Raw genomic sequence first — 15,995 nt, forward strand, 5'->3', positions numbered from 1 at the left:
AGAGTACTGCGGGGCCAGCCCGTGGGAGGCCAGGGCGCCGCTGACCGGTGGACGGCACCGAGCCGTCATCGAGAATCGAGAAGGGGGAGGCCTCGCGGCCTCCCCCTTTTTTTGCGCCATATACAAGCTGTGCCTTGTGAACGGACTCTTCCTTTGACTCTCTTACTGTTTGGCTGTTTTTTGAACCGTCGCTTTGTATTTGCGCGATAATTACTCGCATTGACGTTAGGGAGGGCTTGATGTTTACCGTTTTCGTTTTGGGCAATATTGCTTCGGGTAAATCGACTGCCTGCCGCTTTCTGGAATCTCGCGGAGCCCTGCTTATCGATTTAGACGTTCTTGCCAAATCGCTGTACGTACCGGGGTCGGATATCGTCAATGCTCTTGCTGAAGAGTTTGGCTGGGATATTTTGGACGAGGATGGCGGTGTTCGACGTAACGTTCTCGCTTCTCGAGCTTTTGTTTCTCCCGATACGGTTGCAAGGCTCAATAGTATTGTGCACCCCGCTCTCATTGAGCAGCTTTCGCTGAGGATTCTCGATCCTGCTTGCTGTACGGTTTCGTCCCCCCGCTATCCCTTTGCGGCGGTCGAAGTATCTGCTCCGACTGGCTTTGAGGACGCCTTTGGCCTTGCGGATGAAATTATGGTTGTTAGCGCTCCTTTAGCGGTCCGTCGCGAACGCGCTATTCACCGTGGTATGGAGCCATCCGATTTTGATGCTCGCTGTGCTTGCCAACCCGATGAGTCTTCGCTTTGCAGTCTCGCCACGACCGTGATTGATAATGCAGCGGGCGACAGCTCGCTCTTTGAACAACTGGACGCGTGGCTTGCTCGCCATGGCCTTATGGATGCTATGGATAAGGAGACGACAGATGCCTAAGACGCGTTTCTTTACGTGGTATCGCCTTGTGCCGCTGGTTGTCGTTTTCGTCTTTGGCCTTATCTCGCTCGTTTACTCGTGTGCTCCCGCCGCTTTCTTTAAACCGTTCTATCCGATTGACTATGAGGCGTATGTAAAGCAGTCCAGTATTTCGCATAATCTCGATCCGTATCTGGTGTGTGCCGTCATCAAGTCGGAATCAAACTGGGATCCCGAGGCGGAATCAAACCAGGGCGCCCAAGGTCTCATGCAACTTATGCCCGAAACCGCTCAGGATATGATCGCTAAGGGCCTTGTCGACGGGGATGAGTATTCTGCCGATAACCTGAATGACCCTGCTTCGAATATCGAATTTGGGTGCGCGTACCTCTCATACCTGTTGACGTATTTCAATGGGTCGACGGATAGCGCTATTGCTGCTTACAATGCCGGAATGGGCAATGTCGATGGGTGGGCGCAGCAAAACACATCGCTCCATAACGCGATTGCCTTTCCCGAGACGCAAGCCTATTTGATTCGTGTCAATAATGCCTGGATTCGCTATAAGACCCTCTATCCCGACCGGTTCGTATAGGACTATGCCTGCCGCCTGCGTATACTGCAGATGTATGAGTTAGGAGTATCCATGGCGGATTTTGAAGTTGAGCGTGTTGGCGGAGAGCTCAAACGTTTTGGCGTTGAGGGCTCTGAGGTACCGTTTGAGGTCGTGTCTCCCTATGAGCCTGCAGGTTCACAGCCTAAGGCCATTGAGTCGCTTGTGCAGGGTGTGAGGGACGGAGACCGGTATCAGGTTTTGCTTGGCGTGACCGGCTCGGGCAAGACCTTTACCATGGCCAAGACCATTGAAGCTCTCGGTAAGCCAACGCTGGTCATGGCCCCCAACAAAACCCTCGCCGCCCAGCTTGCGAGCGAGCTCAAAGAATTCTTTCCCAACAACGCCGTGGTCTACTTCGTCTCGTACTACGACTACTATCAGCCCGAGGCATATGTGCCGCAAAGCGATACGTATATCGAGAAGGATGCTTCGATTAACGAAGAAGTCGAGATGCTTCGACATCAGGCGACCGCCTCGTTGCTTTCTCGACGCGATGTGATTGTCGTTGCTTCGGTGTCCTGCATCTATGGCATCGGCTCTCCTGAGGACTATGCGGGGCTGGCGCCGAATGTCGACAAGAAAGTACCGCTCGAGCGCGATGACTTTATCCATGCGCTCATCGACATTCAGTACGACCGGAACGACTATGACTTGGCGCGTGGCACCTTCCGCGTGCGTGGTGATGTTGTCGATGTGTATCCGCCCTATGCCGAGCATCCGTTGCGATTTGAGTTCTTTGGCGATGAGGTCGAGCTTATCGCCGAAATCGATGAGGTTACCGGTGAGATGCTTCGTGAGTATGAGGCTATTCCTGTGTGGCCGGCATCGCACTATGTGACCGAGAAGCCCAAGGTCAAGGCGGCCTTGAAGTCGATCAGCGAAGAGTGCGAGAAGCGCGTGGCGGAGCTCAAGGCGACCGACAAGTTGCTCGAGGCGCAACGTCTACAGCAACGGACCGATTATGACCTCGAGATGCTCGAGACGATGGGCTTTTGCAACGGCATCGAGAACTACTCGCGTCATCTGGACGGGCGTAAGCCGGGTGAACCACCGTTTACCCTAATCGATTACTTTCCCAAGGACATGCTCTGCATCATAGACGAGAGCCATGTGACGGTGCCGCAAATTCGTGGCATGCATGAAGGCGACCGTTCGCGTAAAGTGACCCTGGTGGAGCACGGCTTTCGCCTGCCCTCGGCGCTCGACAATCGCCCGCTTCGTTTCGATGAGTTTGAGGCGAGGATTCCACAGTTCATCTACGTCTCGGCCACGCCGGGCGACTACGAGCTGCGGGTGAGCCAAAACGACGTGGAGCAGATTATTCGTCCGACCGGCCTGCTCGACCCCAAGATCGACGTGCGTCCCGTTCGCGGTCAGATTGACGATCTTGAGGACGAGATTCGCGAGCGCGTTGCCCGCAAGGAGCGCGTGCTGGTGACCACGTTGACCAAGCGCATGGCCGAGGACCTGACCGACCATCTACTTGATGCGGGCATTAAGGTCAATTACATGCACTCTGATACGGCGACAATGGACCGTGTCGAGATCCTGCGAACGCTGCGGGAGGGCAAGATCGATGTTCTCGTTGGCATCAACCTGCTTCGCGAGGGTTTGGATCTTCCCGAGGTCTCACTGGTGGCAATTCTCGATGCCGATAAGGAAGGCTTCTTGCGCAACCGCCGTTCGCTGATTCAGACGATTGGCCGTGCGGCCCGTAACGCCGATGGCGAAGTCATCATGTATGCAGACGTTGTGACCGATTCGATGAAGGCGGCCATCGAGGAGACGCAGCGCCGTCGCGAGATTCAGATGGCATATAACGAAGAACATGGCATTGTGCCCAAGACAGTGCGCAAGGCCATCAACGACATCTCAAGTTTTATTGCCGAGGCCGAAAAAACTGTGGGCTCCAAGGGACGCTCGAAGGGCGACTCTCTTGGCCATGGCGCATTCTATACGCCCGATGAGTCGGGCGAGGGCGGTGTGCCGGAAACGGTGGCGCCCGAGCAGACACTTGCGGAACAGTTGGAAGAACTACCGCATGACGAGCTTGTGCGGATCGTCGAAACCATGGAAGAGGATATGCGTAACGCTTCTGCCGCCATGGACTTTGAGGAGGCGGCGCGCCTGCGTGATGCTGTCGTTCAGATTCGGGCGATGCTCGAGGGTGCGTCTGAGGACGAGACGATCGAGCGCTTGCGTTCGCAGGCCCGCAAGGGTTCCACGTTCGCATCGGGTAGAAAACGCCAGGGTGCACGGTTTAAGAAATAGCGAACAGGCCCCGAGCTCCATAGGGAGCTCGGGGCCTGTGTCTTTTGCGCGCTGGAATTCGTTCGCTAGAGGTCTGCGATCAGGGCTTCGGCACAACGGATGCCGTCGGTGGCCGCGCTCATGATGCCTCCGGCATATCCAGCTCCCTCACCACAAGGGTAGAGGCCCGGGGTCGACACGGCATGGCACGTTCGGTCTCGGGTGACAGTGACCGGTGAGCTCGAACGAGTCTCCACGCCGGTAAGAACGGCATCGGGGCAGTCGTAGCCCCGTAGCTTTTTTCCGAGTAGGGGAAGTCCCAGTCGGAGCGACTCGACGATATGCTGCGGCAGGGCTTCGTCAATTGCCGTCCAGGTCACACCGAGCGGATAGGTGGGCTTTACCTTTCCGGGCGCCTTGCTGGCGCGTCCTGCGAGGAAATCTCCGACGAGTTGTGCCGGTGCGTTCCAGTTGGAACCGCCCAGGCGATAGGCGGCCGCCTCGCAGGCGCGCTGGAGCTCGATGCCGGCGAGCGGGTCATCGTCGGGAAGGTCCTCGGGCGTGACGTTAACGAGCAGGGCGGCATTTGCGTTACGGCCGTCGCGGGCATTGAGGCTGGCGCCGTTGACGCACAGGTGGCCCTGCTCGGAAGAGGCGGCGACAACCTGCCCGCCGGGGCACATGCAAAACGAGAACACGCTGCGGCCGTTGGGAAGATGAGCGACGAGTTTGTAGGGGGCTGCTCCGAGGGCAGGATGTCCCGCCGAGGCTCCATATTGGGCTCGGTCGATGTCGCGCTGCGGATGCTCGATGCGAACGCCCATGGCAAAGGTCTTTTGTGCGAGGGCCACGTTGTGGTCCTTAAGGAGTTCAAAAATATCGCGAGCAGAATGCCCGCAGGCGAGGATGAGGTGCTTTGTCTCAATTGGCTCGTAAGCGGCGTCTTGGGACGATTGGACATCAATACCGGTGATGGCGCCAGACGCGTCGATGCGAATGTCGACGAGTTTTGTTCGATAACGGACGACACCTCCGAGCTGCTCGATGCGCTGGGATATAGCGGTAACAACCGTGGGAAGGATGTCGGAGCCAATGTGCGGCTTGGCATCCCACAGAATATCGCGGGGCGCACCCGCCTCGACGAAGGTTTCGAGGATGAGGCGATGGGCGGGATTTTTGGTTCCCGTATTGAGCTTGCCGTCCGAGAAGGTCCCCGCGCCGCCCAGACCAAACTGGATATTGCTCTCGGGGTCGAGGATACGCTCCTTTAGAAAGAGGTCGATCGCCTGCGAGCGGCGAAATGCCGGGTCGCCGCGCTCGATGAGCAAGGGCTTAAGACCTGCTTCGGCAAGGGTGAGTGCGGCGAAAAGGCCGGCGCATCCGGCACCGACGACGACGGGGCGCTCTTTGGGTGCGCCGGAAACGGGGGAGGGGAATGAAGGCTCATCGTCTTCTATCGCGCGTACGCGCGAGCGGTCACGCTCGGCAACACTGTCGACCGCTTCTCGCTCGAGGTGGGGACTAGTCAGCTCAACACGAAAGCTCAGGATAAAATGGACGTCTCGTTTTTTGCGAGCGTCGATTGACTTGCGGTGGAGCTCGATGGACTTGATCTCGGAGTCCTTGCAACGTAGGACGCGCTTGGCGAATCGCTTGCCAACAATGAGGCAGGCATTTTCATCGCCGGCTTCATCGAGTGACGCGTTGACTTGGGTGATTTCGATCATCGAGGTCTCCTTAGAGGCAAGAAAGAGGCCGTCCGGTATCCCAGACGGCCCGAATGCGTTTTTGATTATAGACTGTGCGGCTACAGGCTGCTTGCAGCGCGAATGCCCGAGATCCAGGCCCACGCAAGGTTAAAGCCTCCGCAATCGGCGTCGATGTCGAGCGCTTCGCCGCAGACGTATAGCGGGGCGTCGACAACGCTGCACGCGTGTAGACTGGGTGTTGAGATGCTCTCGACAGATACGCCACCACGCGTGACCTGCGCCGAGCGCTCCTCGGCTGTTCCCTCGACGAGCAACTTAAAGTGCTTGAGGATCGAGACCAGGTGGACGACATCGTTGGAGCCTGGATGGCACTGCTCGAACGCTGTGCAGACGACGCGGGAGAGTTGCGGGGCGAGCATGCCGTCGAGCCAACGGGGATCGCGGGGCGAAAAGCCGCCGAGCAGCTTAACGCGCCTGTTAAGCATATCGAGCAACTCGTCTTTAGAGAGGTCGGGGAAAACGTCGAGCAGGATCGTATCGCCGCGCTGGATACGACGGGAGAGGTTGAAGACAGCGACGCCCGAGATACCGAAGGTTCGAAACAGTACTTCACCGTCTTCGTGCCAGAGCTCACTATGGTTACGGGTGAGCGCCAAGCGGGCGCGGACGCGCAGACCATCCAACGTCTTGAGTGCCGCCCGATCGCCGACGACCGTTGCCGATACGGGGCAGAGGATGGGGCGCAGCGAAGTGAGGGGGAGGCTAAACGTATCGGCGATACCGGTGGGGTTGCCACCCGTGGCGATAATTACGGCATGTGCCTCCAGGGCCTCGTTCTTGCGAGGGACATCGGCGAGTGCTTTCCGAAGCGAGCGGAGCTCCGATTTTCGGTCGTCGTGCTTTTTTGCCTTGAGCGCCCGCGCTGGACGGTTTATTTGGAGTGCCCAGCCTTCGGAAGCTTTGTGCGCCGAGGCAACGTTGGCTCCGCAGATTAAGGTGATACCTAGGCGGTCGCAAACGTTGAGAAGCGCGTCGCGTACCGATTCGGCGCGAAGGGAGCGCGGGTACAGCCGGCCTTCCTCGGAGGTTGTCATGATGCCCAGCGAGGAGAAGAAACCCATAAGCTCTTGTTCGGGCTGGGGGCCCATGACGGATTCGACGAATGCGGGGTGGTTATACCGCTGTGGATCAATCGATTCGTTGGAGAGGTTGCAGCGACCGTTGCCGGTCGCAAGGAGCTTAAGGCCGCAGGCGACATCGCGCTCAACGATGCAGACGCTTTTGCCAGCGCGTGCGGCCGTAATGGCGGCGGCGAGGCCTGAAGCCCCGCCGCCGATTACCAGGACGTCATAGAAGGCGCTCGTGTTCACTTAGGCCTCGTCGGTCTCGTGCGGGGCAATGGCCTCGACGGCAGAGACTGCCTGAGGCAACATGCCGTCGGGCAGCGCGGTCTCGACCTCGCCCTTATCGCAGGCCTCGGCGAGTGCCGGATTAATGGGAAGCTGGCCCAAGATGTCGAGGTTATAGCGCTCTGCGACCTCGGGGAGCTTGCTCTTGCCAAAGACCTCGATCTTCTTGCCGCAGTCGGGGCACTCAATATAGCTCATGTTCTCGACAATGCCCAGAATGGGGACGTTCATCTTCTCGGCCATGTTAACCGCCTTGGCGACGATCATCGAGACCAGATCCTGCGGGCTCGTGACGATGACGATGCCGTCGACGGGCAGTGACTGGAAGACGGTGAGCGCGACGTCGCCTGTTCCCGGAGGCATGTCGACCAGCAGGTAGTCGATGGGGCCCCACGAGGTCTCGCTCCAGAACTGCCTAATGGCGCCTGCGATGACCGGACCGCGCCAAAGGACGGGGTCGGTCTCGTTTTGGAGCAGCAGGTTGGAGCTCATGACCTTGACGCCGTGCTCGGAGATTTCGGGCAGCATAAGGTTGCCAAGGGCATGGACGTGGCGTCCGCTCATACCGAACATCTTGGGGATAGAGGGACCGGTGATGTCGGCATCGAGGACGCCGACCTTGTGGCCGTGACGGGCAAGCTCGGTGGCGATGGCACCGGTGACAAACGACTTGCCGACACCGCCCTTGCCGGAAAGCACGGCGATGACGCGTTTGACCTCGGACAGCGTGTTCTCCTCAAATTGCGACGGCGACGTTTGTCCGCCGGCGGCCTGTGCGTGCTCGCAACCCATGTATGACTCCTTTGTATATGTTGGGGCCGGGGCCCCGTGATGTGACACGAGCGTCATTGTACCCTCGTTTGCGAGCGGGAGTCATTTGTGATGCATTTGGGCCGAGCGTGCTTGCAATGCGATGGGCCCAAGCGAATGAGCGGGTTTACTGAACTTTGCTGGCGAACTCGAGGTATTGGATGCGCTGCAGCTTGTCGATCGTCGAGGCGTATGGGCTGTCTTCAGATTCCAAGTCGTAGCGCAGCCCGTCGGCACCAAGATAGCCGGCGACATTGATGGTGGGCACATCTGACCTTGTTGCAAGCAGAGCCTTTTGATAGTCGGTGAGCGGGGCGCCGATCTTATTAAGGGTAATGGCTGCAATCTCGTTTGCCCCGACGGTGTCGTAGACGTTGAGCTCGGTATTGCCGGCGATTTCATAGTTAGCCCAGACGAAATAGGTCGACTGATAGATACGGAAAGCGTGGCTTGCCGTATCTTCCTGAGGGTACAGCTCGTCGTTGAGAGTCGTTGCGGCGCTCGGCTGATGGTCGCCAAAAAAGACAAGAACAACCGGTCTGCCGATATTGCGGAGCTCGTTGATAAAGTACTCGAGGTCCCGGTCGGATGCGTTGATGCAGGTAAGATAGGTGTTGAGCGCGCTATTGGCGCCCTCGCTGGCTCCCTCGACCCAATAGTTTGTCAGCTCCTCGGCGGGAACGGTGCCATAGTCGTAGCCGCCGTGATTTTGCATCGTGACGTCAAAGATGAACTGCGGGGCTTCGTCGGTTCTAAGCAGGTCGAGTATCTTGTCGTAGGTGGCGTAGTCGCATACGCCGGCATGGTAGCAGGGCGCACCTTCGAAATCGCCGATTGAAAGAAAGTCTCCAAACCCCAGCTGCTGATAGATTTTATCTCGATGGTAGTTGACGGGGTTTTGCGGGTGCATAGCGGTAGCGGTATACCCAAGCTCTTTAAGGTCCTTTGCCAGGCTGTTGACGCCATTCATCTGATACAGCTGATAGGGGATTTTGCCTAATCCGACAAAGGCCGTTGTCGCTCCGGTCAAAAATTCGAATTCGGAGTTCGCCGTTCCGCCACCGGCGACCGAAGCGAGCATGGTGCCGCGAACAAGTGTGTCGGGAAGCGAGTTGTAGAATGCGGGGCCGGTGTACCCGGCCGCCTGGAGCTGCTCAAAGCACGAAAGGTCGCTAAAACTCTCGTTCATGACGGCAACAATCGTCGGCTTGATTTCATTGAACTGGGCAACGGCCGCCGCGCGCTGCTCGCTCGAGCCATACGTGCTGTCGTAGGTGGCGGCGAGCTCCTGCTCGATGCTCTGCGCCTCATCGGGCGTATAGTCTTCGGGCTTCTCAATGGGCAACTCGTTGACCATTTCGGTGAACGAAGTGATAAAACCCTGAGACGCATACGTGGTGATGGGCTGCCAACGGTCAAATCCAAAATTCAGCGCCTGCTCCAAGTCGATGCTGGAAAAGCCCGAGAGCCCCACAACGGTCACTAGCAGAAAAGCGCAGAGGTTAGCGGCGATTGCGGGGAAGACATGGGTGGGCGTACGGAGCTTTCTCGGTCGGATAAGCGAAAGAAGCCCCAGGGAAATCTCTAGCAGGGCTAGAGAGGTTACGATTCCGGCGGTAAAGGTAAACTCGTATCCCTCGCTCACTTCCATTGCGGTGCCAAGGGCCAAGATATCGCTTGGCAGGATGGCCTCGCCTTTAAACGTTATGACGAAGTGCTCGGCAATGCCAAGGATGCAACAGACGACGGGCACGAGGACCATGACGCCTCCATGACGCTGTCCCAGCAAATAAAGGGAGAGCAGAACCGTCGCGAGCAGCCCGACGGAAAATCCGAATGAGTTGGCGGGAATGCGATAGAACGTTTCGTTGCAGGAAATTTCGAGTGAAACGAACGAGAGCGCTGAAACAGCGGCGATGACAAGGATGTCACGGCAAATACAGGCAACCGTTCCCGTCGCAAGATCGGTTTGGTCGATAAGTCCCGAAACCAAGGGCTCGACAAGAAGTATGACGGCGGCAGCACCGAGCGCCGAATAAGAAAGGATCCATAGGGAACTGTCCTCATTTACGAGCAATTGATTCGTAATCCATGCAGCTACCATGCCGAGCGGGATGAGGAGCGTCGCGCACCAAAAGACGCGGGCAATGGGCGGCTTTTCATTGTGTTTGATTGAAAAATACACGCGCACGACGACGGTGGCCACGATAAGGACGGCGATGAATATGGGCAGATTGGCCATGTCACTCGAAGTGATTTCAAGGGGGATATCTTCGGTCATGGACGTTCCTCTGTTACAGCAAATTAAGTTCAGTATTAGATTACTGTAACCTTTCCACGGCATTTCGAGAAACAAAGCGCCCGATACGCAAAGCTAAAGGTCTGCGAATCTTGTATTACGAACATCTGTGCGCGTCGAGTGCGCTAAACTCATCGGCAGTATGATTCGATGCAATAGGAGGCAAGGAGCTTCCATGTCTGATTCTTCTATCGTTATTCGCGGCGCTCGTGAGCACAACCTCCGTGATATCGATGTTTCCATTCCGCGTGACCAACTCGTGGTCATTACCGGTCTTTCTGGCTCGGGCAAGAGCTCGCTGGCATTTGACACTATCTATGCCGAGGGCCAGCGTCGATACGTCGAGAGCCTTTCGAGCTATGCGCGCCAGTTCTTGGGCCAGATGGACAAACCCGACTTGGATTCAATCGACGGCCTTTCGCCGGCGGTGTCGATCGACCAAAAGACGACGTCTAAAAACCCTCGCTCGACGGTTGGCACCGTAACCGAGATTTATGACTATCTGCGCCTGCTGTTCGCCCGTGTGGGCACCCCGCACTGTCCCGAATGCGGCCGCGTCATTGAGCGCCAGACGACCGACCAGGTTGCCGACAAGGTCTTGGCGGCGGGGGAGGGTCGCCGCGCGTTTGTGCTGGCACCGGTGGTGCGCGGGCGAAAAGGCGAGTACACCAAACTGTTTGAGGACCTTCGCGCCGAGGGCTTTAGCCGCGTGCGTGTCGACGGTGAAGTGCGCTCGCTCGACGATCCAATCGATCTGGACAAGAAGTTCAAGCACGATATCGAGGTCGTGGTCGATCGCATCGTGATCCGTGAGAACTCTCTGGGCCGTATCGCCGAGTCCGTTGAGCAGGCGACCGCGCTGGCTCACGGCAATGTAAATGTGTACATGCTGCCCGATCGTGATGCTCCCGAGGGGACCGAGGGCGAGCTGCTGGAGTATTCGTTGGCCTTGGCGTGCCCGGAGCATGGACACTCCATTGACGATCTTCAGCCGCGTGATTTTTCGTTTAACGCTCCCTATGGCGCATGTCCTGAGTGCGACGGCCTGGGCTTTAAGAAAACCGTTGATGCCGAGGCGCTGATCGAGGACCCCTCGAAGTCCATTGCCGACGGAGTCTTTGGTAGCCTGTTTGGCAATTCGAACTACTACCCGCAGATTTTTGCTGCGGTCTGTAAACACTTTAAGGTAAGCGCCGATACGCCGTGGGAGGACTTGCCCCCTCGCGTGCGTCGTGCATTCTTGGATGGCCTGGGCGATACGAAGATCTCGGTTGACTACCAAAAGCTCGATGGACGTCGTAGCCAGTGGGATACCAAGTTTTCGGGCGTTCGCAACATCCTGTACGAACGCTATACCGAGACGACGAACGAGAACACCAAGGCGCGCTTGGAGAAGTACATTCGCGAGGAACCGTGCTCGAGCTGCCACGGCGCTCGTTTGCGCCCCGAGATGCTCGCCGTCACCGTGGGCGGCAAGTCCATTTACGAGGTTTGTTGCCTGTCGTGCCGTGAGTCGCTCGAGTTTTTTGAGGGCCTGGAGCTCACCGAGCGCCAACAGTTTATCGGCGGGCGCATCGTCAAGGAAATCCTGGAGCGCTTGCGTTTTCTGGTCGATGTTGGACTCGACTATCTGACGCTCGATCGTGCCTCGGCGACGCTTTCTGGTGGCGAGTCGCAGCGTATTCGCCTGGCAACACAGATCGGCGCCGGCCTCATGGGTGTCCTGTACATTTTGGACGAGCCATCGATCGGCCTTCATCAGCGCGATAACGAGCGCCTGATCAAGACCCTTGAGCGTCTGCGCGATATCGGCAATACCGTCATCGTCGTCGAACACGACGAGGACACGATCCGTGCCGCCGACTACGTGATCGACATGGGGCCCGGCGCCGGCGTCAACGGCGGACACGTAGTCGCGGCGGGAACGCCTGCCGATATCATGGCGTGTCCTGAGTCGATGACGGGCGCTTATCTGACCGGCAAACGAATGATCCGGGTGCCTGATGAACGGCGCAAGCCCGGTCGCGGCTGCCTTAAAATTACGGGTGCTCGAGCTAACAACCTCAAAAACGTTACTGCCAAGATCGAGTTTGGTACGCTTACGGTTGTTACCGGCGTGTCGGGATCGGGCAAGAGCTCCCTGGTTACCGACACCATTGCGCCTGCCCTTACGAATGCTATTCACCGTTCGACGCGCCCTGTGGGTCCGTATAAGAAAATCGAGGGCATCGAGTGTATCGATAAGGTTATCGATATCGACCAGTCGCCGATTGGCCGCACACCGCGTTCCAACCCTGCTACCTATATTGGCCTGTGGGATGATCTTCGCGCGCTGTTTGCGAGTACGCCGGAGTCGAAGGCGCGCGGCTACTCGCCGGGCCGTTTCTCCTTTAATGTGGGTGGCGGGCGCTGTGAGGCGTGCAAGGGCGACGGACAGATCAAGATCGAGATGCACTTCCTTCCCGATATCTACGTTCCCTGCGAAGTTTGCGGCGGTAAACGCTACAACCGTGAGACACTCGAGGTCACCTACCGTGGCAAGACCATCTCGGACGTGCTCGACATGAGCGTCACCGAGGCGCTGGCCTTCTTTGGGAATATCCCGCAGATTAAGCGCAAGCTTCAGACTTTGTATGACGTTGGCTTGGGCTATGTGAGTTTGGGGCAGCCTGCCACGACGCTTTCGGGCGGCGAGGCGCAGCGTGTGAAACTCGCCAAGGAGCTTCATCGACGCCAGACGGGCAAGACGTTCTATATTTTGGACGAGCCGACGACCGGCCTTCATTTTGAGGACGTCCGCCAGCTGCTCGATGTGCTGCAGCGCTTGGTCGATGCGGGCAACACGGTGCTGGTGATTGAACACAACCTTGATGTCATCAAGGTTGCCGACCGCCTGATCGATATGGGTCCCGAGGGCGGCAATGGCGGCGGAACCGTCGTGGTCTCGGGTACGCCGGAGCAGGTCGCGGCATGTTCGCAGAGTTACACGGGCAAGTTCTTGGCACCGCTGCTCAAGCGCGACCGCGAGCGTCAGGCACAACTCGACGCCCAGTAAAGAGACGCCGTCGTACGAGAAGCGCCACCGATTCCTTTCGATTCGGTGGCGCTTCTGTGTGTCGAGATGACGTATGCGGCTAAATTGGACATATACTTAGGCGTTACGTTCGAATGCGAGGGAAGGGACATGCCATGGCAAAGGCTGCAAAGACGCCGAAAACCAATGCGATGCGCGAGCTGGAAAACGCCGGCATCTCCTATATTCTCCATACGTATGAAGACGATGGCGATGAGTCGGTGGGTTTAGGCGTTGCAATTTTGGAACAACTTGGCGAGGAGCCTGGCCAGGGGTTTAAGACCTTGGTTTGCGTGACGCCGTCCAACGAACACGTTGTGTGCTGTCTTCCCGTTGCCGACGAGCTTGACCTAAAGGCCGCCGCGCGCGCCGCTGGTGAAAAGTCGCTGACCATGATGCATGTCAAGGACTTGCTTGCCGCGACGGGGTATGTCCGGGGCGGCTGCAGTCCGGTCGGCATGAAAAAACGCTTTCGGACGCTGATCGATGAGACATGCGTCCTTTGGGATACCATTTTTATCTCAGGCGGTAAGCGTGGCTATCAACTTGAGCTTGCCCCCGACGACTTAGTTGCATTTTGCGGGGCGATGGTTGCCCCGATCACGAGAGAGGACTGAGCGATGCCGCAGGAAGAATCGAAGCGCGGAGCTCACTTTGCAAAGGGTTCGGCTTCTCAGACGCCCGCGCCTGAGGCTTCTTCGGTCGATGACCAGATTCGAAACGCTTGGTCCGTTGCTGCAGATCAAGGTGAGACGGCTGTGTATTTGCGTGCCGCCGGTGCCGGTACGGTGCCTCCCCGTACGATTCTCTCTTCGGCTCGTCCCGATGAGACGGCGGTGTTTTTGGCCGCGGCTCAATCCCGTGCCGGACGGATGCCTGACGCCGGGGCGTCTCGTGCGCCGCGTCCCGATGAGACGGCGGTGTTTTTGATGGCGGCTCAGGGAAAGGGCGCACTGCAGGGTGTCCCAGCCGATCGTCCCGCGAGGCCTGCAACCGACGGTGATGGCGAGCAGTTGCTTTTGGATGACGAGTGGTCACCGCTCGGCTCGACCGATCCGGTCGAGGGCGTTGCTGTTGAGGACGATGATTGGGATCTATTGTCGTTTTCTGGTCGAACCGCTGCCGCCAGGGAAGTTGACACGGTGTTTGGTAATAATGCCGTAGCTAACGATGACGCTTCGTTTGACAACGATGTCACGCCTATTGACGGAGCTTTTTCTGCCGATGATGCCGTTTTGGTCGACGACCCCTTCGCGATAATCGATGAGCCTGATATCGAGGTTGATTCTCGACAACACACTGAAGTCAGCCCCCAATCACAGGACGACGTAGATGATATGGGCTCGTCGGACTACTCTACGGTTGGCCGTTCTGCCGGCCTCATGACTGCACTGACCATCGTGTCGCGCGTCACCGGGTTTATCCGTACTTGGGCTATGGCTGCCGCCATCGGCATGTCGCTGCTCTCGTCTTCCTATCAGGTCGCCAACAACCTGCCCAATATGCTCTATGAGCTCGTGATGGGCGGTATGTTGGTTACCGCCTTTTTGCCGGTGTACATGGGCGTGCGTCGTGAGCAGGGTCGCGACGCCTCAAACGAATACGTAGGTAATCTGCTCGGCATCCTGCTTTTGCTGCTGGGCGGCATTTCGGTGTTGGGCACCGTGTTTGCTCCGGGCTTTATCTGGACGCAGTCGTTCCTTTCGGGCGATGGCGGAAGCATGGATACCGCTGCATTCATGTTCCGTTTCTTTGCCATTCAGATTTTGTTCTACGGCCTGGGCTCGGTGTTCTCGGGCGTTCTTAACGCGCATCGTGACTACTTTTGGTCGACGTTCGCCCCGGTACTCAACAATGTGATTGTCATTGCGAGTTTTATGGGCTTCGCTCCCGTATCTGCCTGCTTTGGTGAGCAAGCGGGCGTCGTTTTGATTTCGCTCGGCACGACGCTTGGCGTTTTTGTCCAGATGGCGTGCCAGATTCCCGCACTCGGTAAGCATGGTGTCCGGCCTCATATTCATATCGACTTCAAGGATCCTGCACTGCGACAGACGCTCGCGCTCGGCGTCCCGACGTTGCTCGCTACGGTATGCATGTTCGTGTCGACTTCCATTACCAACGCAGCCGCGCTGGTGGTGCAGCCCGAGACCGGTCCTTCTGTAATTGCCTATGCGCGCCTTTGGTACACACTGCCTTATGCCTTGATAGCCGCCTCGCTCTCGACGGCGCTTTATACCGAGCTTTCGCACGATGCCCAGGAAAAGGATTATGACAGCGTGCGCGCTGGTATCTCGCGCGGCGTGGCCCAGATGCTCTTCTTCCTGATTCCTTTCGCGCTATATCTCATTGTGTTTGCCCGTCCGCTCAACATGATTTATTGCGCCGGCAAGTTTGACGAGTCGGGTGTGGCGCTTGTGTCCGAGTTTCTGGTTTATCTGGCGCTCTCCCTGCCGCTCTACGGCGTGGTCGTGTTGATGCAGAAGAGCTTCTCGGCGTTGCTCGACATGAAGCCCTATAGCCGCTATTGCCTATACTCTGCCATCGGTCAGGCTGGTTCGGTTCTGCTGTTTGGTGTGGTGATGGGCTATGGCATGCCTGCGATTGCGATTTCGTATGTTGTCGACTATGTGATTCTGGTCGGCTGTTCGCTGTGGTGGCTGCGTCGTCGTCTGCAGGGTCTTCAGGTCAAATCTATTCTGCACGGCTGCTTCTATGGCCTTTTGCTCGGCGGCCTGGGTGCCGCAGCGGGTGCCGGCGTTTTGTGGGCGCTCGAGAGTTTTGTCGGAGCGCTTAGCGGATCGATTCTTATTACCTTGGGCTATGTTTGCATCGCGGGCATGGTTTCACTTGCCGTGACTTTTGGCCTTGCCGTCCTTCTAAAGATGCCTGAGGTCTCCGCGCTTCTTCGCCGCAGGTAGGCAGTCGTGGCAGGTCATGACAACATTCCAACGCTTGCCGAACAGGTTTCG

General features: G+C 57.7%; 10 protein-coding genes. 6 read left to right on the forward strand and 4 right to left on the reverse strand.

The genetic code is table 11. The annotated features are described in order from the left end of the window. The first annotated feature begins 239 nt into the window (after positions 1 to 239). From coaE to uvrB, 3 genes are read left to right on the forward strand one after another with little or no spacing between them, the layout of a single operon-like run. Complete coding sequence (gene coaE, locus ACTQX9_RS08360) at positions 240 to 881, forward strand: dephospho-CoA kinase (RefSeq protein ID WP_154517538.1); 642 nt, start codon at positions 240 to 242, stop codon at positions 879 to 881. Continuing rightward, positions 874 to 1,455, forward strand: a complete 582-nt coding sequence (locus tag ACTQX9_RS08365) for a lytic transglycosylase domain-containing protein (RefSeq protein WP_441032774.1) — start codon at positions 874 to 876, stop codon at positions 1,453 to 1,455. The genes coaE and ACTQX9_RS08365 overlap by 8 nt, the downstream gene beginning before the upstream one ends. A 51-nt stretch (positions 1,456 to 1,506) precedes the next feature. Continuing rightward, on the forward strand, positions 1,507 to 3,747 hold the full coding sequence (gene uvrB, locus ACTQX9_RS08370) for an excinuclease ABC subunit UvrB (RefSeq protein ID WP_441541182.1): 2,241 nt from the start codon (positions 1,507 to 1,509) through the stop codon (positions 3,745 to 3,747). 65 nt (positions 3,748 to 3,812) lie between these two features. On the opposite strand, the gene ACTQX9_RS08375 is transcribed toward uvrB, so the two are convergent. From ACTQX9_RS08375 to ACTQX9_RS08390, 4 genes are all read right to left on the reverse strand, one after another. Next, positions 3,813 to 5,453 carry an NAD(P)/FAD-dependent oxidoreductase gene (locus ACTQX9_RS08375; protein ID WP_441541184.1) on the reverse strand — a complete coding sequence of 547 codons (1,641 nt, stop codon included), beginning with the start codon at positions 5,451 to 5,453 and terminating at the stop codon, positions 3,813 to 3,815. An 80-nt stretch (positions 5,454 to 5,533) separates the two neighbouring features. Then, positions 5,534 to 6,805, reverse strand: coding sequence for an NAD(P)/FAD-dependent oxidoreductase (locus ACTQX9_RS08380; protein WP_441541185.1), 1,272 nt, complete (start codon positions 6,803 to 6,805; stop codon positions 5,534 to 5,536). Continuing rightward, entirely contained in the window at positions 6,806 to 7,636 is an 831-nt protein-coding gene (locus tag ACTQX9_RS08385) for an Mrp/NBP35 family ATP-binding protein (RefSeq protein ID WP_427718672.1), read from the reverse strand. A 145-nt stretch (positions 7,637 to 7,781) separates the two neighbouring features. Continuing rightward, on the reverse strand, positions 7,782 to 9,935 hold the full coding sequence (locus ACTQX9_RS08390; protein ID WP_441541187.1) for an LTA synthase family protein: 2,154 nt from the start codon (positions 9,933 to 9,935) through the stop codon (positions 7,782 to 7,784). A 193-nt stretch (positions 9,936 to 10,128) separates the two neighbouring features. Here ACTQX9_RS08390 and uvrA point away from each other — a divergent pair, with 193 nt between their 5' ends. The 3 genes from uvrA (at position 10,129) to murJ (ending at position 15,944) form a co-directional block, all read left to right on the forward strand. Beyond that, positions 10,129 to 13,008, forward strand: a complete 2,880-nt coding sequence (gene uvrA, locus ACTQX9_RS08395) for an excinuclease ABC subunit UvrA (RefSeq protein ID WP_441541189.1) — start codon at positions 10,129 to 10,131, stop codon at positions 13,006 to 13,008. 134 nt (positions 13,009 to 13,142) lie between these two features. Then, on the forward strand, positions 13,143 to 13,643 hold the full coding sequence (ybaK, locus tag ACTQX9_RS08400) for a Cys-tRNA(Pro) deacylase (RefSeq protein ID WP_441541191.1): 501 nt from the start codon (positions 13,143 to 13,145) through the stop codon (positions 13,641 to 13,643). 3 nt (positions 13,644 to 13,646) lie between these two features. Next, positions 13,647 to 15,944 carry a murein biosynthesis integral membrane protein MurJ gene (gene murJ, locus ACTQX9_RS08405; RefSeq protein WP_441541193.1) on the forward strand — a complete coding sequence of 766 codons (2,298 nt, stop codon included), beginning with the start codon at positions 13,647 to 13,649 and terminating at the stop codon, positions 15,942 to 15,944. Positions 15,945 to 15,995 lie beyond the last annotated feature (51 nt).

It is taken from the genome of Collinsella sp. LCP19S3_F2 (genome assembly GCF_052121015.1).
Taxonomy (GTDB): domain Bacteria; phylum Actinomycetota; class Coriobacteriia; order Coriobacteriales; family Coriobacteriaceae; genus Collinsella.